This window comes from Marinobacter sp. F4216, from assembly GCF_019931195.1.
GTDB lineage: Bacteria > Pseudomonadota > Gammaproteobacteria > Pseudomonadales > Oleiphilaceae > Marinobacter > Marinobacter suaedae.
Map to the genome: position 1 here is coordinate 225,082 of NZ_JAIOUO010000004.1, position 19,385 is coordinate 244,466.

Below are 19,385 nucleotides of genomic sequence, written 5' to 3' on the forward strand. Positions count from 1 at the left end.
TCGGCGGCCACAGGTTCAGCAGTCACAGTGCAGCTTCTCGCCGGTATCCAGATTCATGATGGTCAGGGCCCCGCCCCAGACACAGCCCGTGTCCAGGCCGATGAAGCGATCCTGCCCGGTCTCTCCTTCCAGCGCCGCCCAGTGACCAAACACGATCCGGACGTCGTCCTCCCGGGGGAACTCGAACCAGGGGGCATAGCCTTCGGGGGCGGTGTCGACACCCTCCTTGGAACTCAGTTCCAGCGCGCCGTGCTCGTCGATAAAACGCATTCGGGTGAAATAGTTGGTGACAACCCGCCAGCGCTCGGCACCCTCAAGCTTCTTGCTCCACCGGTCCGGCTCGTTACCGTACATGTGTGTGAAATACTCTTCGGCTTGCCTGCTCCGAATCACCGACTCCACCTCTTGCGCCAACGACACCGCCTGTTTGACGCTCCAGATATGGGGAATACCGGCATGGGCCATTACCAGGTTTCGTTTCTTGTCGTGGATACACAGCCGTTGTTGCCGGAGCCAATCCACCAGCCTGTCATGGTCGGGGGCGTCAAGAATGTCAGCAAAGGTATCTTTCTTGCGGGGCTGATGGCCGCCGATGGCAACCGCCAGCAGATGCAGATCGTGATTACCCAGCACCACCTGGGCGGACTCACCCATCTGCTCGATAAATCGCAGGGTTTCCAGGGACGACGGCCCGCGGTTAATCAGGTCCCCGGCCACCCAGAGCCGGTCCCGGGACGGCGAGAAAGACACCTTGCCCAACACTTCCCGAAGCCGGTCATAGCAGCCCTGAATGTCGCCAATGGCGTAGTCAGTCATTACTTACATCCGATACGTCTTCACTATCGCCTTTGTGTTCAGCCAGAAAGTCGGCAATACGCACATAATCCGCCAGTGTGAGGTTCTCCGGGCGCAGCCCGTCATTGATGCCCATGCCCTGGAGCTGCTCGGCGGTCACCAGGCCACCCAGGGCCTTGCGCAGGGTCTTGCGGCGGGCGTTAAAGGCGGTGCGGACCACGGCCTGTAGCACCGTGAGGTCTTTGGCCGGATGAGGCAAGGTTTCATGGGGCACCAGCCGGACAATGGCGGAATCCACTTTCGGCGCCGGTCGGAAGGCCCCTGGCCCCACTTCGAACAGTGGCTGAACCTTGCAGAAATACTGGGCCATGATACCCAGCCGGCCATAGTTGTTATCGCCGGGTATCGCCGCCAGCCGCTGTACCACTTCCTTTTGCAGCATGAAATGCATGTCTTTCACCACGCCGGCCTGCTCAAGCAAATGGAAAATCAAGGGCGTGGAGATGTTGTACGGCAGGTTGCCGACGATCCGAAGCGGCTTGCCATCCCGAACCAGCTGGCTGAAATCGAACTTCAGCGCGTCGGCTTCGTGGATTCGGAACTCCGGGTAATTGAAAAACTTGGTGCGCAGTACCGGGATCAGGTCGCGATCCAGCTCCACCACCTGCAGGGACGGATTGACCGCCAGAATCTCTTCGGTCAGGGCGCCCAGCCCGGGCCCGATCTCCACCATGGTGTCGTCGGGTTTGGGGTTGATCGACCGGACGATGCGTTCGATCACCCCGGGGTCATGGAGGAAGTTCTGGCCAAACCGTTTTCTGGCCTGGTGGCCGCCTTTGTTACTCACGAATCCAATCCTCGGTTCACGTTTTTTCGGCTCCGGGCCATGTGGGCGCCAACACGGATGGCGGTGTGCAGGCTGCCGGCATCGGCCTTGCCAGTCCCGGCCAGATCCAGCGCGGTACCATGGTCCACCGACGTCCTGACAATGGGCAGGCCGAGGGTGACATTCACCGCGCGGCCAAAACCCTGGTACTTCAGCACGGGCAGGCCCTGGTCGTGGTACATCGCCAACGCCGCATCGGCCTGGTCCAGCCAATGGGGCGTGAACAAGGTATCCGCCGGCAACGGCCCGATCAGCTTCAGACCCTCGGCACGCAGACGCTCCAGAGTAGGTTCGATGGTATCCAGCTCTTCGCGACCGAGGTGTCCGCCCTCACCCGCATGGGGATTCAGACCAGCCACCAGGATGCGCGGCTGTTCGATGCCGAAGAAGGTTCTAAGATCGGCATCAAGGATTCGGGCCACCTGTATCAGCCGCTCCGGGGTAATGGCCGCTGGCACATCCTTGAGCGGCAGGTGAGTCGTCACCAGCGCCACCCTGAGGTCGTCGGTAGCCAGCATCATCACCACCCGCTCCACACCACACAGTTCCTGCAGGAACTCGGTGTGGCCACTGAACTCGATACCTGCCTCGTTGATCACACCTTTGTGCACCGGCGCCGTCACCATGCCGTCGAACTCACCGTTCAGGCAGCCGCGGGCTGCAGTCTCCAGGGTTTTCAGTACATAAGCGCTGTTGGCGGGATCCAGTTTGCCGGCATCGACAGAGTGGCAACCGGCAATATCCAGCACCGACAGACTGCCGGCAGCCTGGGAGGGCGCATCACCTGGCGCCCAGTCATGCCAATTGACCGTCACACCCAGCAAACGAGCGCGGGCAGCCAGCAGTTCTTTGCTGGCCACCACCACAAGCCCTGCCTCACGGGGCTGGGCCGCAAGCTGCAGGCAAAGCTCCGGGCCTATGCCACCGGGCTCGCCGGCGGTCAGCGCCAGGGTCACAGGATCAGTCATGATTCGCCGCCGGCTTCCTCAGCAGTATCGTTATCAGCGTAATCACCCTTGAACTCGATAAAGGCCTCGTCCTGGATTTCTCTCAACCAGTTCTGCAGTTCGGCCTCGAACTTGCGACGATAGATCGCCTGACGCGCTTCGGACTGGCGCATTTCGCCACTCACATCCTTCTGACGGCGTTCCTGAACCTGAAGAATGTGCCATCCGAACTGGGACCGGAATGGGCCCTTCAGTTCACCGATGTTGGCTTCCAGCATGGCCTGCTCAAACTCGGGAACCATCTGCCCCCGGCTCACCCAGTCCAGATTTCCGCCATCGGAGCCTGAGACCGGATCGTCCGAGAATTCCCTGGCCAGCTCCGCAAAGTCGGCACCCTGCTCCAGTCGACGGTACAGGTCGCGAATTTTGGCTTCAGCCTGAGCGTCCGTCACCGCCTCGGATGGACGAATCAGGATGTGGCGCGTCTTGTGTTGTTCTACCAGCTGCGCCTGATCACCACCGCGACGGTCCAACACCATCACCAGGTAAAAACCGCTGTTGTTCTCAAGGACTCGGGAAGGAACACCCACCGATAGGTCCGGTACCACCGGCGCAATCAGGGAGGGCAACTGGCTCTCTGTCCGCCAGCCCATATCACCACCCTCAAGGGCATTGCTGGCATCGGATTCCGCCACGGCAACCTCACGGAAATCCCGTCCGTCGATAATCTCCTCGCGCAGGGCCTCGGCCTTGGTCCGGGCTTCGGCCACGGACTCCTCACTGCCCGGATCTTCCGCTTCAATCAGGATATAGGCCAGACGGTACTCGGCACTACTCTCACCCCGACTTTCCAGGGCGGCCAGGTAATTGTCGACTTCCCGGTCCGTGACCCGCACCCGATTGCCCACCCGGCGCTGCTGGACTCGGCTGATCAGCATCTCGGTGCGGATCTGGTCCCGGGCCTGGCGAAAAGTCACACCTTCGGTGGCCAGTTGCTGTTCGAACTGGTCCATGCTCATGCCATTGCGGCGCATGATGTTGGCCATGGTTTCGTTCAGTTCGTTGTCGCTGATGCGCATGCCCATTCTGTCGGCCATCTGTAACTGAATGGACTCGACAATCAGCTGGTCCAGCACCCGACTCTCGAGTACTTCCCGTGGCGGCAGACCGGTGCCCTGAGCCTGCAGGCGGCTGACAATGGTGCCAATTCGATTTTCCAGCTCGGTCTGGAGGACCACGTCGTCATCCACGATAGCAACCACTTGATCCAACAGCTTGCGCTCTGCCTGTGCATACACACTCAGCGAGGTCAGCGCGATCAGCAACAATGTTTGGACAACGTGGCGAACAGTCGCCTTCATAGACACCTCTTGTTAATAATGAACTGCGGGCGGAATACCCGGTTTAGTCATGACGGGAATCAGGGAGTTCCAAACCGGCGACGTTCCCGCTCATCAAACCCGTATATGGCATCGGCGATGTTGCTGGAAGCACCTCCGGTGCCGCCCAGCCCCTTGAGCTGAATCTGGAACAACAGACGCGTATCCAGTTCGCGATCGTCGGTCAGGTAATTCTGGTGCACCACCTGGAAGCTCCAGCAACAGTTGTTGTACTCCAGGCCAGCCAGCGATCCGACGGTGCGATCCAGCCTGGAGTCATACACCCAGCGGCCGATCAGACTAACACGATCTGTGACCGGAACAACCGCCGCCAGATCGGACTGTTCAATCTCGCTCTTGCGATAGGTGTGCCCCACGCTGGCCAGGTACCGGTAGTCGTCGGAATAATAGACGAGCTGGCTGCGGCCTTCTTCGGTTTCACCGGTTTCAGCATCCCAGAGGCCGGAGGAACGTATCTCGAGATTATCCACCGGATACACGGCCAGCTCGCCGGCCAAGGGTGACCGGCTGCGAGTCGCATCGCCCTGGCCGAATAACGTGACCTCACGGTCCCGGAAATACTGGACCTGTCCAATGCTGAACCGGGCCCGCTCGGCCCCCGTCATCAGGTCGTTGAAGCGGCTGGTGAGTGCGACTGTCAGCTGATTGGCGTCACCAACCCGGTCGCCGCCGGTGAAGCGGTCCGGCCGGAACAGCTGATCGAAGCGGAAGGTCTGCAGGTCGGTATCGAAGTCCGGGATGTCGTTCTGATCCGCATCGGCATCGGCCCAGGCGTAATACAGACGAGGCTCGAGGCTCTGGTTGTACGGCGTACCAAACAGGCTGGACCGGCGGTCGAAATAAAGACCGCTGTCCCACTCGGCGATGGGCACGGTACGGTCGAAACTGCTGTCACCCAGAGTGTAATCCTCCAGGTCGTAACGGGTGTAGTCCACGCTGACCGAGGGCCGGGCAAAGCCCCAGATCGCGCGCATGGGCACCGCCAGCTCCGGCACCGCGCGAATGCGTTGTCCGTTCGCCCGGTCCAGCCCGGCGAGGTTCTCGTTTTCCCGTTCGAACCAGGTGTACTGACTCTCCAAACCGGCCTCCAGCCAGCCGATATCCCGGACCGTGCCGTACAGCACATCCGGCAGCTGGGCATAGGGTTTGTCCACATCGGTAATGCGGTCGGCGATGGTCTGATAATCGCTGAGGTACGCATCAAAATACTGAACCCGGTCCCGATAGCGGAAGCCGCCACGGCGCTCAAGATGGGTGGCCTGATTGATGTCCAGACTCCGGTTCAGGTCACTCAGATAATCCTCGTCGCTGACCACCGAGTAGTCACCATAACCAACCCAGCCGCTGCTGAACCGGGCCCGTGTGGTGGCATCCAGAGCCCAGCGCTCCCCCCCTTCCCCCGGGTTCTCCTGTTTGAAATAGGAGTCATTGCCGATGTAACCGACCTGCAGGGTGGTTTGCCCCAGCGAAGTCAGGTAACGGCCTTCCACCTCGGTAAACAGGCCCCGGCCGTGAATGTAATGGGGTGTCAGGGTGGCATCGTAATGGGGGGCCAGGTTCAGGTAATAAGGCAGCGCGATGAATCCACCGCTGTCGGCGCTCGACGAGCCAAACTGGGGGTACAGGAAACCGGTCTTTCGACGGTCATCGATAGGAAAGCTGGCCCAGGGCCAGTAGAACACCGGCACATCCAGCACCTCCAGGCGCAGATGCTTTGCCGTACCGAAGCCTTCGGCCCGATCCAGCTCGATGTCCGACGCCACAATCGCCCAGTCATTCTGGCCCGGGCCGCAGGTGGTCAGCATGCCATCCTGAATCAGTACCAGATTATTGCTGAGCCGGGTAAGGCTACCGGCGCTGCCCCGCATTTCCTGTTCGTGGAGAAGGAAGGTGGCGGTATTCAGATCGAATTGCCCGGAGTCCACATCGTACCGGGCCGAGTCACCGGTCATCAGGAAGCCTTCACCCCGGCTGACCAGGCCGCCATCCACCGACACCGTACCTTCGGTCTGGCTGTATCGCGCCTGGGAGCCCTGCACCTCAAAGCTGCCCTGCCGTACCCGAACATCGCCTTCCAGGTAGAGCGTCTGGTCAATCTCATAACGCGCACTCAAACCGCTGGCCTGCAGCGGTTGGCCACTGTTGTCCACGCGCCCCTGCGGGGTATCCGTCACCGCGCCCGACGGCAGATAGCCGCCCTCGCAAAACACTGGCAGTTCCGCACGAACGGATTCCGGCAATTCGGCCCTCTGCCGCCAGTCAATTTCTGCCGCCGACGATGACGTTTGTTCCTGCGCCAGGGCAACCGACACTCCGCCCAGCGCAGCCAGCGCAAGGCTCCCTAACCGGGACACTGAGGTCAGCAGACGGCGTTGTGAGATTGGCACAGTAACAGGTCCCTGTTGCAGAAAAGTGGGCCGGGTAAGAAATTCAGGCGCCTAGTTTACACGGGCCCTGAAGGCTTGTTAACGGAAACACCACCACTTGTGTATCGCCGTATTCCGCATGGTGTACCTGCCACCTGACGCGACTGGTCAGCGTCCGGCCGGTCTGCTAACTTTCGCTGACAGCGATTCGCCAACACTTCAGGATAGCAGTCCCCACCATGGATTCCCGTCTGCAGATGCTGACCGACTGGGTCAGACAGTTTTCCGGCCTTGAGCAGGCCGAAGCCGAGCCGGTTTCCGGCGATGCCAGTTTTCGCCGTTACTTCCGGGTTCATCGCCGGGGGGGGGCAGGGCAGTCCACGCCCCTGATCGTCATGGACGCACCGCCTGAACACGAGGATTGCGTACCGTTCGTGACACTGGCCGGGCACTGGCACCAGCATGGTGTTGGTGTGCCCGATATTCTGCAGGAGGACCTGGACCTGGGCTTCCTGCTGCTGGAGGACCTGGGCGACGACCTGATGCTCGGCCAGCTCAACGAACAGACCGCCGACCGGCTTTATCGGGGTGCGCTGACCGAACTGGTGGACATCCAGCGGCTCAAGTCACCGGAAACCTACTCTCTGCCCCGATACGACGAAGCCTTGCTGGATCGTGAAATGGCCCTGTTTCCGGACTGGCTGCTGGAACAATATCTGGGGCTCTCGCTGGGCAACAGTGAACGCGCCCTGCTGGACACCACCTTTGCCTTTCTGCGGGAAAGTGCCCTTGCCCAGCCCGAGGTAACCGTGCATCGGGACTACCACTCCCGCAACCTGCTGGTTCGCCCCGGCACCGACCGCCCTGGCGTCATCGATTTTCAGGATGCCGTCACCGGCCCGATCACGTACGACGCGGTCTCTCTGTTAAAAGATTGCTATATCCAGTGGCCCGAAGAAAACATCTGCGACTGGCTGGAGATCTTCCGCACTCAAAGTGCCGATGCTGGCCTGCACCGGGCGGATCCGGAGACCTTCCGTCAATGGTTTGAGCTCATGGGTATGCAGCGCCACCTCAAAGCCGCCGGCATTTTCGCCCGCCTGTGCATCCGTGACGGCAAGCAGGGCTACCTGGGCGACATCCCCCGAACCGTGGGTTACCTGAAGACCGCCAGCAGTCGCCAGCCTGCGCTCCGGCACTTCCATGAATGGCTAGTAGACAAGGTGATCCCGGCGATCGAGCAACGCATTGCCCCGCTGCCGGAGCAGCCATGAGAGCCATCGTCCTGGCTGCGGGCAAGGGCGAACGGATGCGACCGTTAACCCTGACCACCCCCAAGCCCCTGCTGGAAGCCGGCGGCAAACCGCTGATCGTCCACCATCTGGAGCACCTTCAACGGGCAGGCTTCCGGGACGTGGTCATCAACCACGCATGGCTGGGTTCAAAAATCGAGCAGGCACTCGGTAACGGCGAACAGTTTGGCCTGCAACTTCATTACTCCCGCGAGGGCGAACCGCTGGAAACCGCCGGTGGCATTGCCCGGGCACTGCCCATGCTGGCAGACGAACACAACGAGTGGTTTCTGGTGGTGAACGGCGATGTGTGGAGCGACTTTGAATTCGCCCGCCTGAGCCCGCCTGCACAGGGCGATGCCCTGCTGGTGATGACCGACAACCCCGACCACCATCCCGACGGGGACTTTCACCTTGGCGAAGACGGTCTACTGGTTGAAGATAAGTCGCCGAAACTGACATATACTGGCATCAGCCTGCTGCATCGACGACTGTTCGATGGCCTGGACGACCAGTCCGGCAAACTGGGACCCGTGTTGCGCCAGGCGATGAACAATAAACGTGTACACGGCCTCTACCATTCGGGAAAATGGGTGGACGTTGGCACCCCGGAACGACTCAGGGAACTGGACGAACAACTCCAGCACAGGGAGCTTTAAAGAATGGAGGAAAGCCCGCAGCAGCCGGCCCTGCCGCGCCGCCTGGAGGCGGAATTTACCAGTCTGTTGCGGGAGCTGTCCGCCTGTGGGCACCAGACCACCACACTGCTGGAACGAGTCGGCCTGCCTTTCTGGTGCCGTCAGTCACTGTTCTTTTTTCTCGGTTACATTGCCAAATCCGAAGGCCGGGTGACCGAAGCCGACATCACCTACGCCGAGGGACTGATCAAGGCGCTCCGCCTGTCTCGGCGCCAGCGCCGGAAAGCCATAGGCTGGTTTCAGGACGGAAAAACCGTTGAGGATCTGCCTGCGCGAAGCGGCCTTGCCGTGCGGATCACCCGACGACTGATGCCGGTGCCCTCGCTCATTACAGCCTTCTGTCTTTGCCATGCCTCGCAACTGAAGGGCCGCCCCACCCGGGCCCGCCGTTACCGCTGTGAAGACGCCATTGACCAGATGGGCCTGCCCGTTATCGTCAGCGACGACATCTTTGACAGCTACGCCCGCAAGATCTGGATTCGCCACGCCGAAAACCTGGCCCCACCGGTCAGTTACGAACAGGCCTGCAATCTTCTGGGCGTAACCCGGCGGGACTCACTGCCCATCATCAAACGCGCCTACAAAAAGAAGGTGTCAGGCTGCCATCCTGACAAATTGTCACAACAAGGTGTCACTCCCGAAGAAGCCGAACTGGCGAAACAACGCTTGCTGACCTATCAACAGGCCTGGGAACTGGTCAAGCGCCGTCATCGTGTTGCCAGGTGAACGGCGCTTTTTGCCCATCCGGCACTGAGAAATCACCGGGCATGCTGTTAAACTAAGCCGCGATTTCACATGGCATGGACGGCCGACCACTGATTCTGAACGGATTCGCGCACACAGTTATCGAGAGAGCCTTCATGAACCCATATCTCATCGCACCATCTATCCTGTCTGCCGATTTCGCCCGACTCGGAGAAGAGGTTGATCACGTTCTCGCGGCCGGCGCGGATATCGTTCATTTCGATGTCATGGACAACCACTACGTCCCCAACCTGACCATCGGCCCCATGGTGTGCGAGGCCCTGCGCAAGCACGGCGTTACCGCCCCCATCGATGTACACCTGATGGTCTCCCCGGTCGACGACCTGATCCGCATGTTCATTGATGCTGGCGCCACTTACATCACCTTCCACCCGGAAGCCAGCAACCACATCGACCGCTCCCTCCAGCTGATCCGTGACGGTGGCTGCAAGGCTGGCCTCGTGTTCAACCCGGCCACACCACTGCATTACATGGACCACGTCATGGACAAGCTCGACATGGTGTTGCTGATGTCCGTCAACCCGGGCTTTGGCGGGCAGAAGTTCATTCCGGGCACCCTTGACAAACTGCGGGAAGCGCGCCGACGAATCGATGAGAGCAACTTCAACATCCGTCTGGAAATCGATGGCGGGGTGAAAACCGACAACATCCGTGAGATTGCCGAAGCCGGCGCAGACACCTTTGTCGCCGGCTCGGCAATCTTCAACACCGATGACTACAAAGCCACCATCGATGCCATGCGCCTGGAACTGGAGCAGGCTCGCGGGAGCCTTGCCTGATGAGTCTGTCTGGCCTGTTTAACCCCCGGTGGCCCGGTGTCGCCCTGTTTGACCTGGACGGAACTCTGGTCGACAGCGCACCAGACCTGACCGCCGCCGTCGACCAGATGCTGGCACATTTGGGTCGGTCTCCCGCCGGCATTGACCGTGTCCGCCAGTGGGTGGGTCTGGGCTCACCGGTCCTGGTTCGCCGGGCTCTGGCCGGCGACATTAACTGGGAACCGCCCCGGCCCAAAGACGATGCCCTGTTCAACGATGCACTGAACATTTTCTACCACTGCTATGGGCAGATAAACGGCCAGCACGCCAAGGTCTACGAGGGTGTTGAGTCCTGCATCTACAGGCTCAAGGAACATGGCTGTCGACTGGGCGTGGTCACCAACAAGCCAGAGCAGTTTGTGTCACCTCTCCTGAAACGACTGAGACTTGACCACCATTTCGACATCCAGATCGGTGGCGACACCCTGCCCCAGAAGAAGCCCCATCCATCGCCCCTGCTCCATGCGATGGAAGTGCTCGGCGGCACCCGGGGCACCACGGTGATGGTGGGCGATTCGGCCGCGGACGTGTCGGCGGCGCAAGCCGCGGGCATCCCCTGCGTGGCGGTTCGATACGGGTACAATTTCGGCAAGCCGGTGGACTCGCTGGGCGCCGACGCTGTTGTTGATTCACTGGCCGAGCTTTTGTAAGCTCCCGAGACACTTACACTGACCTTCTGATCTGGGAGATTCCTGCCGTGCAGGGACTGAAGCTGACAGCGAGGCGAGGCGTTCTGACCTCCCGCGCAACACGATGGTGGCGATGGCGCAACGGCTGATGAAAGCCCTGCGGCAGACCGGCACGCGCCCGTCTGTTGCGCACTCACCCGGCAGGCACCGGCACAGGCCGACCCGCCAAGGAAAGCAGTTCAGACTCCAGGAAACCCGATCATGACACCCGAGCAGTTTGCCAAGCTCACACAAGACGGCTTTAACCGCATTCCCGTTCACCGCGAAGTCCTCGCGGACCTCGACACACCACTGAGTACCTACCTGAAACTGGCCAGCGGCCCCTACTCCTACCTGTTCGAATCCGTTCAGGGCGGTGAAAAGTGGGGCCGTTACTCGATCATCGGCCTGCCCAGCCAGGAAGTACTGAAAGTGTTTGATCAGCGGATTGAAGTGCGCCGGTACGGTGAGCTGGTGGAAGAAGCGGAAGTCGAGGATCCGCTCGCTTTTGTCGAGCAATACCAGGCTCGGTTCCGGGCACCGGATCTGGACCACCTGCCCCGATTCAATGGTGGCCTGGTGGGCTACTTTGGCTACGACACCGTTCGCTATATCGAAAAGCGGCTTCGCCAGACCTGTCCGCCGGACAAGATCGGCACGCCGGACATCCTGCTGATGGTGTCTGATGAAATCGTCGTATTCGATAACCTGCGGGGCAAACTGCACCTGATCGTGCACGCCGATCCCGCCATTGAGGGCGCCTTCGAACACGCCCAGGCTCGCATCAACGAACTGGAAAACCGCCTGCATCGCCAGACCTCTGACGCACCGCGCACCCCCGAGCACCTGCGCGGCAAGGCTGTGGATGAGAGCGACTTTGTGTCCGGTTTCAGTCAGGAAAAATTCGAAGCCGCCGTGGGCAAAATCAAGGAATACGTGCTGGATGGCGATGTCATGCAGACCGTCATCTCCCAACGCATGTCCATCCCCTTCGAAGCACCACCCCTCAACCTGTATCGCTCATTGCGCGTGCTCAATCCGTCCCCCTACATGTACTTCCTTGACCTTGAGGATTTCCACATTGTTGGCTCGTCACCGGAAATCCTGGCCCGGGTCGAAGACGACGAAGTGACGGTGCGCCCCATTGCCGGCACCCGCAAACGCGGCGCCACCGACGCCGAAGACAAGGCGCTGGAAGCGGAACTGCTGGCCGACCCGAAAGAGATCGCCGAACACCTGATGCTGATTGACCTGGGCCGGAACGACGCCGGGCGAGTGTCGGAAACCGGCACCGTCAAGCTAACCGACAAGATGATCGTCGAACGCTATTCACACGTGATGCATATCGTCTCCAATGTGACTGGCCGATTGAAGGAAGGCACCAGTTGCCTGGACGTACTGCGGGCGACCCTGCCGGCCGGCACCCTCAGTGGCGCACCGAAGATCCGCGCCATGGAGATCATTGACGAGCTGGAACCGGTCAAGCGGGGCGTTTACGGCGGTGCTGTCGGGTACCTGTCGTTCAACGGCAACATGGACACCGCCATTGCCATCCGCACCGCGGTGATCAAGGACAACACCCTGCACATTCAGGCAGGGGCCGGCGTGGTGGCGGATTCCGTGCCCCGCCTTGAGTGGAAGGAAACCATGAACAAAGGTCGCGCCATTTTCCGCGCAGTCGCCATGACCTACAACGATTTCGACCACTGAGGCGGAGGAAAGATTATGTTGCTGATGATCGATAACTACGATTCCTTCACCTACAACGTGGTGCAGTACCTGGCGGAACTGGGCGCGGACGTGCAGGTATACCGGAACGACGAAATCACCATCGAAGAAATCGAAGCCCTGGCGCCGGAGCGTCTGGTAATTTCACCGGGCCCCTGTACGCCCAACGAGGCGGGCATTTCCATGGAGGCCATCCGTCACTTTGCCGGCAAGCTGCCGATTCTGGGTATCTGCCTGGGGCACCAGTCCATCGGACAGGTGTTTGGCGGTGACGTCATCCGTGCCGGCAAGGTCATGCACGGCAAGGTGTCCCCGGTGTATCACCAGGACACCGGCGTGTTCCGTGGCCTGAACAACCCGCTGCAGGCCACCCGCTACCACAGCCTGGTGATCGACAAGAACACCCTGCCCGACTGCCTGGAAGTGACCGCCTGGACCCGCCACGACGACGGCTCCGTCGAGGAAATCATGGGTGTGCGACACAAGACCCTGCCCATTGAAGGGGTGCAGTTCCACCCCGAATCCATCATGACCGAACAGGGACACGAATTGCTGCGCAACTTCCTGCGAAGCTGAACCTGACCATCAAGAGGCCGCAACACATGGATATGAAACAAGCACTCAATCGGATCGCCTCAAACCTGGACCTGTCCCGGGACGAAATGAAACAGGTGATGCGCGTTGTCATGCAGGGGGAAGCCACCGACGCCCAGATTGGCGCCTTCCTGATGGGGCTGCGCATGAAGAGCGAGACCATCGACGAAATCACCGGCGCCACCGAAGTGATGCGCGAGCTGGCCACCGGCGTTGACGTCAGCGCCGAGCCGCTGATCGATATCGTCGGCACCGGCGGCGATGGCGCCAACCTGTTCAACGTGTCCTCGGCTGCCGCGTTTGTCGTTGCTGCGGCAGGCGGTCACGTGGCCAAGCACGGTAACCGGGGCGTGTCGTCCAGCAGCGGCAGCGCCGACCTGATCGAGAAGGCCGGCATCAACCTGAACATGACGCCGGAACAGGTGGCCCGCGCCATCGAGGAAATCGGTGTCGGCTTCATGTTTGCTCCGGCCCACCACGGCGCCATGAAGCACGCCATCGGCCCGCGCAAGGAAATGGGCTGCCGGACCATCTTTAACATTCTCGGCCCCATGACCAACCCGGCCGGGGTCAAGCGCCAGCTGCTGGGTGTATTCACCCGCGAACTCTGCCGCCCGATGGCAGAGGTTCTTCAGCGCCTCGGTTCCGAGCACATCATGGTGGTGTGCGCCCGTGATGGCCTGGACGAAATCAGCCTGGCCAGCCCGACGTATGTGGCCGAACTGAAAGACGGCGAAATCACCGAATACGAGATCACCCCGGAAGACCTGGGCATCCAGAGCCAGTCACTGGTAGGGCTCAGTGTGGATTCGGCCGAGGAATCCCTGAAACTGATCCGTGCCGCTTTCGGCCGCGGCCACGACGACATGGCCGAAAAGGCCCGCGACATGATCGCCCTGAACGCCGGTGCCGCTATTTATGTGGCTGGTTTGGCGGACACCCCGAAAGCGGGCGTGGACATGGCCCTGGACGCCATCGGCTCTGGCCTGGCGGCGGGCAAGATGTCCGAGCTGGCTGATTTTTCCAAGTGTTTTTGAGCGACAGCTGACATGACCGACCGACACAACGACCGTACCCCCACCATCCTGCGCAAGATCGTCGAGCGCAAATGGGAGGAAATCGCCGAGCGTAAACCTCGGGCATCGCTGGAAGATCTAAAAGCTCGTGCCGGAGACCAGCCGCCAGCCCGCGGGTTCGCAGCTGCCATGGCACAGCGCATCGGTGAGCGTCAGCCGGCGGTCATTGCTGAGATCAAAAAAGCGTCCCCCAGCAAAGGCGTACTCCGGGATCCGTTTGAACCTGCCCCCATTGCGGAGAGCTACGAGCAAGGCGGCGCCACCTGCCTGTCCGTGCTGACCGACAGGGACTTTTTCCAGGGCAGTGAAGACTACCTGCAGGCCGCACGCGCTGCCTGTTCATTACCGGTCATCCGCAAGGACTTCATGGTGGCGCCCTATCAGGTCTACGAAAGCCGGGCCATCGGCGCCGACTGCATCCTGCTGATCGCCGCCTGCCTGACCAAAGACCAGATGCAGGAACTGGAAGGCATCGCCCACGAGATCGGGCTGGACGTGCTGGTGGAAGTCCACAACGACGAAGAAATGGACGACGCCCTGACCCTCACCACTCCATTGGTGGGTATCAACAACCGCAACCTGCACACCTTCGAGGTGTCATTGGACACCACTTACACATTGCACGAGCGGATTGGTTCTGAGCGACTGGCGGTCACCGAAAGCGGCATCATGACCCGCGAAGACGTCATGGCCATGACTGACAGAGGGATTTACGGTTTCCTGGTGGGCGAATCGTTCATGCGGGCCCAAGAGCCCGGACAGAAACTAAAAGAACTGTTTTTCCCGGCAGACTGAAAACCATAGTCTGCACAAGCCAGAGGGTCAGGCCTTCGAAAATCGTACTGCGCCAAGGATGGCGCAGTCGAGCGTACAAGGATGTATTCACAGCGTATTTTCGAAGGCCTGACCCTCTGGCGTTACCTCGATTCTTTAATTACACAGTGCCTAGCCAACCTCAACTCTCCGGCTCCGCCAACGCCTCCTGCAACAATGCCAGCAAATGCTCCGGCATACCCTCTGCCAGCGTCAAAGCTGCCTCATGGCCCCGCGGTGACATTTTGCCCCAGGTCCGGCGCACAATCCGTAGCCATTTCTCCCGATCGTAGTCCGCCTTCTCCTCGTAGAAACCGGCGAAATACTTCTCCAGAAACACCATGCACGCCACGTCCTCCAGCAACTGGGTGTCCGCATCCTTGCGCAGTTCCCGCTTGGTCAGAATGGTTTCCACCCGCTCACACTCGGCGGCGTCATAGCCGCACTCGGCCATAATCTCCGCCGCCCGCTGGCCATGCATGCGACCACAGGCCTGACGCCACTGGTAATAGGCTTTGCGCCCTTCCGGGTAGTCACTGCGCGGCATGGTCCAGCGCTCAATGTGCTGGGCCCGGCAGGCAATCTGCATGCGCTCCGACGGGTTGGGCTCCAGGGCAAACAGCCAGCGGGTCATATGCTCACTGTAAGCCAGCTCACGTGGCACCGCCTCGCCATCCAGCAATTCCTCGTTGGGGTCTGCCCGGTTGGCTCTGTCGATTTTTTCCAATGCACAGGTCAGTTGTGCCGAGGCGGTCATGCCTTACTCCTGGTCGTTCGCTGTTTGGATATGTAAGCCCGGATTTACCGGGTCACCATGGTCTGGGCATGCTTGATCAGTTCATCCGGCTTCTTCGGCCGTTCGGGGCGGTGAATCCCTCTCTGGCAACCCGGACGCTCATAGAGCTCGTCCATCCAGCGCTTCAGATATGCCAAGCCGTCGATGGAGACCCCGGACCAGTTGTAGGTCCGCACCCAGCACCAGTTGGCAAAGTCAGCGATGGTAACTTCGTCTCCCGCCAGATACGGGGATTCTGCCAGCCGGGTGTCCAACACCTCAAACAGGCGCCGGCACTCGTGGTGGTAACGATCGATGGCCGCCGGTATTTTCTCCGGAAAATACCGGTAAAACACATTCGCCTGCCCCATCATCGGACCAACGCCGCCCATCTGGAACATCAGCCACTGCAATGCCCGTGAACGCACCTTTGGGTCAGCCGGGTAAAACTGGCCGTATTTTTCGGCCAGATAAATCATGATGGCCCCGGACTCGACTACCACAAAGTCGTCGTTATCCCGATCCACAATCACCGGGATCCGACCATTCGGATTCATAGCCAGGAATTCTGGTGTCTTCTGATCGCCCTTGGACAGATCAACCGGAATCAGGTTGTACTCAACCCCTAACTCCTCGAGCAAAACAGACACCTTGTAGCCGTTCGGCGTGGGTGCGGTATACAGATCAATCACAGCGTCCTCCTGTGGACAACTCAACATCAAACCTGGGCGGATGGTCGTGCGCTGATACGCTCATACCAGGCCTGGAGATTCGTTTGCTCGGGCTTGATACGGACCTTGATCACCCGGGCAAAGGCAACGGTGACAAAAGCATTGATATCGGCGGCTGTGAACCGGTCCAAACAGATGTACTCTTTTCCCTCAAGCTGGTCGTTCAGAAACGCCATGAACTTCTCGACCTGCTGCACACACTCTGCACCCCATTCCTTGACGGGATTCATTCGATCCTTGAAGTAACCGGTACTGTGCTGGAAGCCCATGCCGGTAGGCAGGAAGAAAAACAGCTCAATCCAGCGCAGCCACTGTTCCAGATAGGCCTTTTCCAGGGGGGTGTCGCCCAGCAAGCTGGGAGCATTGGGGTAGGCCTCTTCAAAGTAGCGGCAGATGGCCATGGTTTCGGCGATGCAGGAGCCATCGTCCAGCTCCATGACCGGGACTTTCTTCATCGGGTTACGGACGACATATTCCGGGGTCAGGTTTTCGCCTTTTTCGATATCCACCTGAATGAACTCGGCCTGATCCAGCAGACCTTTTTCCGCCATGAACATGCGAACGCGGCGGGGATTCGGTGCGGTACTGGTTTCGAATATTTTCATTGTTTTTGACTCCATTCCGGGCAGGTATCTGATGGACAGACGTTCAAATCAGGCTTGAGCCTGCCGGGAACCAGCGGGCGCGTCAAGCGGGGGAAAACGGCCCCGTGGCCCCCGAATCTTTTACATTTCAAAAAATCTTTAGGGTTGTAACTTTTTTCAGGTTCTCTATCCTGAAGAGTGAACATTCAAAACGGGATCAAAGACTTGAGCGAACAATCCTGGTTTCTCACAAGACGTCTTCCCCTGATCGGTTCCGATCACAGTCCCGTAATTTCCCTACACCTCAACATAAATTCAAGAGTGACAGGAGAAGTCATGCGTAAACTTACATCTGCTGTATTGCTATGCGCCGCTGCTGCACCGTCTATGGCACAAGCCAACGAGTGTGGCCAGGTTTCCATTACCGAAATGAACTGGGCTTCCGCCTCGGTGGTAACCAACGTGGCAAAATTCATCATGGAACAAGGCTATGGCTGCGACGTCGCCGTGGTTCCGTCTGACACTGTGCCTGCCGTCACCTCTGTTGCGGAAAACGGCGAGCCGGACATCGTCACCGAGCTGTGGCTGAACTCCGCTGGTGAGGCGTATACCCGTCTTGAAGATGCCGGCAAAGTAGAGCGACTGAGCGAGGTTCTGTCTCCCGGTGGAGTCGAGGGCTGGTGGATCCCGACCTACCTGGTGGAAAAGCACCCGGAACTGAAAACCATCGAAGGCATCATGGCCAATCCAGAGCTGGTTGACGCGCAGTTCAACAACTGCCCGGACGGCTGGGGCTGCCGTATCGTAAACGACAACCTGGTTGAAGCCCTGGACCTGGAAGCTTCCGGTATCGAAGTGTTCAACCACGGCTCTGGTGAAACCCTGGCGTCCTCCATGGCCGCTGCGGTACAGGACGGAGAACCCTGGTTCGGCTACTACTGGGGCCCGACCGTTCCGCTGGGCAAGTTCGACATGACCCGCGTAGATCTGGGTGAGTACGATGCCGACGCGCATCTTGCCAACCAGAGCAAAGACAACGAAAACCCGAAAGTGTCTGACTTCCCGGCTGCGCCGGTTCTGACCTCCGTCACCACTGACTTCCGCGAGCGGGAGCCGGCGGTTGCTGACATGCTCAGCAAAATGACCTTCAAGACCGACACCATGAGCGCTGTCCTGGCCTGGAAGAGCGAAAACAACGCTTCCGCCGAGGAAGCCGCGGTGTACTTCCTGAGCAACAACACCGATACCTGGAAGGAGTGGCTGAACGATTCAGCCCAACAGAAGCTTGCCTCGATTCTGGGCAACTAATCCTTCCACTCCAAGACAGGGCCTCTAACGGCCCTGTCTGCTTCCAAGCGATCCCATTGATGCTTACCTGGCGACTCTCACGCGCAGGAAACGGATAGATCATGGCTACTTACGATTTTGTTTTTTCATCACTGGGTCTGGATGACTGGTGTTCTGCGGGCAAGAGTGACGGCCCCATGTCCATGGCGGACCTGTTATCCAAGGCCAATGGTGGCAAGCAGGAGGACACGTCGATCTGGGACCTGCCGTTCCCCTCCATGGACGCCTTGAACGAAGCTTGCCCCGCGTTCCCCCAATCCCGGGAACTGACCAAAGGGCTGGAGCAAGGCTTCCTCGACATCAAGGACAGCCTCAGCGTTGTACTCGACCCCATTACCCAACCACTGAGCTGGGCACTGGATGGCACCCTGTATGCCATGCTCAGCGCGCCCTGGTGGATTGTGATTCCCCTGTTGCTCGCCGTGGTGTTGGTGGTCAGTAAATCCTGGAAGCTGGTCACCTTCGTTGCGATCAGTTTTTTCACCCTGGCGTTTATTGATTACTACGAATACGCCATGCAGACCCTGGCCATCATATTCGTCTGCGCCTTCATATGTGTGTTACTTGGGGTGCCGATCGGTATCGCCATGTCCCGAAGCGACACGCTGCAGCGCATGACCATACCGATACTCGACATGCTGCAGACCCTGCCGCCCTTCGTGTACCTGATTCCGCTGATCTTCCTGTTCAGCGTGACCGAGTCCAAGCTGTATGGCATTGCCATCATCCTGTACGCCATCGTTCCGGTTATCCGCCTGACCAACCTCGGGATACGACTGGTGGACAAGGATGTGATTGAGGCCGCCGATGCCTTCGGTATGACCCCGCGACAGAAACTGTTCAAGGTACAGATCCCTCTCGCACTGCCGAACATCATGGCAGGGGTAAACCAGACCATCATGATGAGCCTGGCCATGGTGGTGATTGCCTCACTGGTATCGGCACCGGGTCTGGGTGTACTGGTACTGCGAGGCATCCGCAATCTTGAGTTGGGTGTAGGCCTGGTTTCCGGCCTCGGCATCGTAGCGCTGGCCGTCATTCTCGACCGCGTCACCAAGGCATCTCTTGCGCGCATCAATGCCGCCCAGAAGCAGTAAGGATC

At 59.7% G+C, this 19,385-nt stretch carries 19 protein-coding genes; 11 read left to right on the plus strand and 8 right to left on the minus strand.

Annotated features, from left to right (window positions below; all coding sequences use genetic code 11):
- Window positions 1-15: 15 nt before the first annotated feature.
- Genes K8I84_RS10475 through K8I84_RS10495 form a run of 5 tightly spaced genes read right to left on the minus strand, consistent with a single transcriptional unit; the run spans window position 16 to window position 6,415 of the window.
- On the minus strand, window positions 16-816 hold the full coding sequence (locus tag K8I84_RS10475) for a symmetrical bis(5'-nucleosyl)-tetraphosphatase (RefSeq protein ID WP_223794707.1): 801 nt from the start codon (window positions 814-816) through the stop codon (window positions 16-18).
- Window positions 809-1,642, minus strand: a complete 834-nt coding sequence (gene rsmA / locus K8I84_RS10480) for a 16S rRNA (adenine(1518)-N(6)/adenine(1519)-N(6))-dimethyltransferase RsmA (protein ID WP_223794708.1) — start codon at window positions 1,640-1,642, stop codon at window positions 809-811. The genes K8I84_RS10475 and rsmA overlap by 8 nt, the downstream gene beginning before the upstream one ends.
- Window positions 1,639-2,649, minus strand: a complete 1,011-nt coding sequence (pdxA, locus tag K8I84_RS10485; protein ID WP_223794709.1) for a 4-hydroxythreonine-4-phosphate dehydrogenase PdxA — start codon at window positions 2,647-2,649, stop codon at window positions 1,639-1,641. Before pdxA ends, rsmA begins: the two co-directional genes overlap by 4 nt.
- A complete protein-coding gene (locus tag K8I84_RS10490) occupies window positions 2,646-3,989 on the minus strand; it encodes a peptidylprolyl isomerase (protein ID WP_223794710.1) in 1,344 nt (447 codons plus the stop codon). Before K8I84_RS10490 ends, pdxA begins: the two co-directional genes overlap by 4 nt.
- Before the next feature lie 59 nt (window positions 3,990-4,048).
- A complete protein-coding gene (locus tag K8I84_RS10495; protein WP_411722671.1) occupies window positions 4,049-6,415 on the minus strand; it encodes an LPS-assembly protein LptD in 2,367 nt (788 codons plus the stop codon).
- A gap of 218 nt (window positions 6,416-6,633) precedes the next feature.
- On the opposite strand from K8I84_RS10495, the gene K8I84_RS10500 reads away from it, so the two are divergent.
- The 9 genes from K8I84_RS10500 (at window position 6,634) to trpC (ending at window position 14,828) form a co-directional block, all read left to right on the plus strand.
- Window positions 6,634-7,668, plus strand: coding sequence for an aminoglycoside phosphotransferase family protein (locus K8I84_RS10500; RefSeq protein WP_223794711.1), 1,035 nt, complete (start codon window positions 6,634-6,636; stop codon window positions 7,666-7,668).
- On the plus strand, window positions 7,665-8,345 hold the full coding sequence (murU, locus tag K8I84_RS10505; RefSeq protein WP_223794712.1) for an N-acetylmuramate alpha-1-phosphate uridylyltransferase MurU: 681 nt from the start codon (window positions 7,665-7,667) through the stop codon (window positions 8,343-8,345). The genes K8I84_RS10500 and murU overlap by 4 nt, the downstream gene beginning before the upstream one ends.
- A 3-nt stretch (window positions 8,346-8,348) precedes the next feature.
- Window positions 8,349-9,110, plus strand: a complete 762-nt coding sequence (locus K8I84_RS10510; protein WP_223794713.1) for a molecular chaperone DjlA — start codon at window positions 8,349-8,351, stop codon at window positions 9,108-9,110.
- A gap of 134 nt (window positions 9,111-9,244) precedes the next feature.
- Window positions 9,245-9,928, plus strand: a complete 684-nt coding sequence (gene rpe, locus K8I84_RS10515; RefSeq protein WP_223794714.1) for a ribulose-phosphate 3-epimerase — start codon at window positions 9,245-9,247, stop codon at window positions 9,926-9,928.
- On the plus strand, window positions 9,928-10,617 hold the full coding sequence (locus K8I84_RS10520; protein ID WP_223794715.1) for a phosphoglycolate phosphatase: 690 nt from the start codon (window positions 9,928-9,930) through the stop codon (window positions 10,615-10,617). Before rpe ends, K8I84_RS10520 begins: the two co-directional genes overlap by 1 nt.
- A 240-nt stretch (window positions 10,618-10,857) precedes the next feature.
- Window positions 10,858-12,345, plus strand: a complete 1,488-nt coding sequence (gene trpE, locus K8I84_RS10525) for an anthranilate synthase component I (protein ID WP_223794716.1) — start codon at window positions 10,858-10,860, stop codon at window positions 12,343-12,345.
- A 15-nt stretch (window positions 12,346-12,360) separates the two neighbouring features.
- Entirely contained in the window at window positions 12,361-12,939 is a 579-nt protein-coding gene (locus K8I84_RS10530; protein ID WP_223794717.1) for an aminodeoxychorismate/anthranilate synthase component II, read from the plus strand.
- A gap of 26 nt (window positions 12,940-12,965) precedes the next feature.
- Window positions 12,966-13,994 (plus strand): anthranilate phosphoribosyltransferase, encoded by a 1,029-nt coding sequence (gene trpD / locus K8I84_RS10535; protein WP_223794718.1) that lies wholly within the window; start codon window positions 12,966-12,968, stop codon window positions 13,992-13,994.
- Between the two features lie 12 nt (window positions 13,995-14,006).
- Window positions 14,007-14,828 (plus strand): indole-3-glycerol phosphate synthase TrpC, encoded by an 822-nt coding sequence (gene trpC, locus K8I84_RS10540; RefSeq protein ID WP_223794719.1) that lies wholly within the window; start codon window positions 14,007-14,009, stop codon window positions 14,826-14,828.
- Window positions 14,829-14,988: 160 nt separating this feature from the next.
- On the opposite strand, the gene K8I84_RS10545 is transcribed toward trpC, so the two are convergent.
- From K8I84_RS10545 to K8I84_RS10555, 3 genes are read right to left on the minus strand one after another with little or no spacing between them, the layout of a single operon-like run.
- The gene (locus tag K8I84_RS10545) at window positions 14,989-15,603 is read right to left on the minus strand and encodes a DUF4202 domain-containing protein (RefSeq protein ID WP_223794720.1); all 615 of its coding nucleotides are present in this window, start codon (window positions 15,601-15,603) and stop codon (window positions 14,989-14,991) included.
- Between the two features lie 44 nt (window positions 15,604-15,647).
- Window positions 15,648-16,313 (minus strand): glutathione S-transferase family protein, encoded by a 666-nt coding sequence (locus K8I84_RS10550; RefSeq protein ID WP_223794721.1) that lies wholly within the window; start codon window positions 16,311-16,313, stop codon window positions 15,648-15,650.
- 26 nt (window positions 16,314-16,339) lie between these two features.
- Window positions 16,340-16,957: a glutathione S-transferase family protein gene (locus K8I84_RS10555; RefSeq protein ID WP_223794722.1), complete on the minus strand. Its 618-nt coding sequence runs from the start codon at window positions 16,955-16,957 to the stop codon at window positions 16,340-16,342.
- A gap of 315 nt (window positions 16,958-17,272) precedes the next feature.
- Between K8I84_RS10555 and K8I84_RS10560 the strand changes: the two genes are divergently transcribed.
- Together K8I84_RS10560 and K8I84_RS10565 are read left to right on the plus strand one after the other, a co-directional pair.
- A complete protein-coding gene (locus K8I84_RS10560) occupies window positions 17,273-18,244 on the plus strand; it encodes an ABC transporter substrate-binding protein (RefSeq protein ID WP_223794723.1) in 972 nt (323 codons plus the stop codon).
- A 101-nt stretch (window positions 18,245-18,345) separates the two neighbouring features.
- On the plus strand, window positions 18,346-19,380 hold the full coding sequence (locus tag K8I84_RS10565) for an ABC transporter permease (protein ID WP_223794724.1): 1,035 nt from the start codon (window positions 18,346-18,348) through the stop codon (window positions 19,378-19,380).
- Window positions 19,381-19,385: the final 5 nt, after the last annotated feature.

Excerpts from the sequence above, each read along its gene's own strand:
- K8I84_RS10475 (WP_223794707.1), bottom strand. The coding sequence starts at position 816 with ATGACTGACTACGCCATTGGCGACATTCAGGGCTGCTATGACCGGCTT.
- pdxA (WP_223794709.1), bottom strand. The coding sequence starts at position 2,649 with ATGACTGATCCTGTGACCCTGGCGCTGACCGCCGGCGAGCCCGGTGGC.
- K8I84_RS10490 (WP_223794710.1), bottom strand. The coding sequence starts at position 3,989 with ATGAAGGCGACTGTTCGCCACGTTGTCCAAACATTGTTGCTGATCGCG.
- K8I84_RS10500 (WP_223794711.1), top strand. The coding sequence starts at position 6,634 with ATGGATTCCCGTCTGCAGATGCTGACCGACTGGGTCAGACAGTTTTCC.
- murU (WP_223794712.1), top strand. The coding sequence starts at position 7,665 with ATGAGAGCCATCGTCCTGGCTGCGGGCAAGGGCGAACGGATGCGACCG.
- K8I84_RS10510 (WP_223794713.1), top strand. The coding sequence starts at position 8,349 with ATGGAGGAAAGCCCGCAGCAGCCGGCCCTGCCGCGCCGCCTGGAGGCG.
- rpe (WP_223794714.1), top strand. The coding sequence starts at position 9,245 with ATGAACCCATATCTCATCGCACCATCTATCCTGTCTGCCGATTTCGCC.
- K8I84_RS10520 (WP_223794715.1), top strand. The coding sequence starts at position 9,928 with ATGAGTCTGTCTGGCCTGTTTAACCCCCGGTGGCCCGGTGTCGCCCTG.
- trpE (WP_223794716.1), top strand. The coding sequence starts at position 10,858 with ATGACACCCGAGCAGTTTGCCAAGCTCACACAAGACGGCTTTAACCGC.
- K8I84_RS10530 (WP_223794717.1), top strand. The coding sequence starts at position 12,361 with ATGTTGCTGATGATCGATAACTACGATTCCTTCACCTACAACGTGGTG.
- trpD (WP_223794718.1), top strand. The coding sequence starts at position 12,966 with ATGGATATGAAACAAGCACTCAATCGGATCGCCTCAAACCTGGACCTG.
- trpC (WP_223794719.1), top strand. The coding sequence starts at position 14,007 with ATGACCGACCGACACAACGACCGTACCCCCACCATCCTGCGCAAGATC.
- K8I84_RS10545 (WP_223794720.1), bottom strand. The coding sequence starts at position 15,603 with ATGACCGCCTCGGCACAACTGACCTGTGCATTGGAAAAAATCGACAGA.
- K8I84_RS10555 (WP_223794722.1), bottom strand. The coding sequence starts at position 16,957 with ATGAAAATATTCGAAACCAGTACCGCACCGAATCCCCGCCGCGTTCGC.
- K8I84_RS10560 (WP_223794723.1), top strand. The coding sequence starts at position 17,273 with ATGCGTAAACTTACATCTGCTGTATTGCTATGCGCCGCTGCTGCACCG.
- K8I84_RS10565 (WP_223794724.1), top strand. The coding sequence starts at position 18,346 with ATGGCTACTTACGATTTTGTTTTTTCATCACTGGGTCTGGATGACTGG.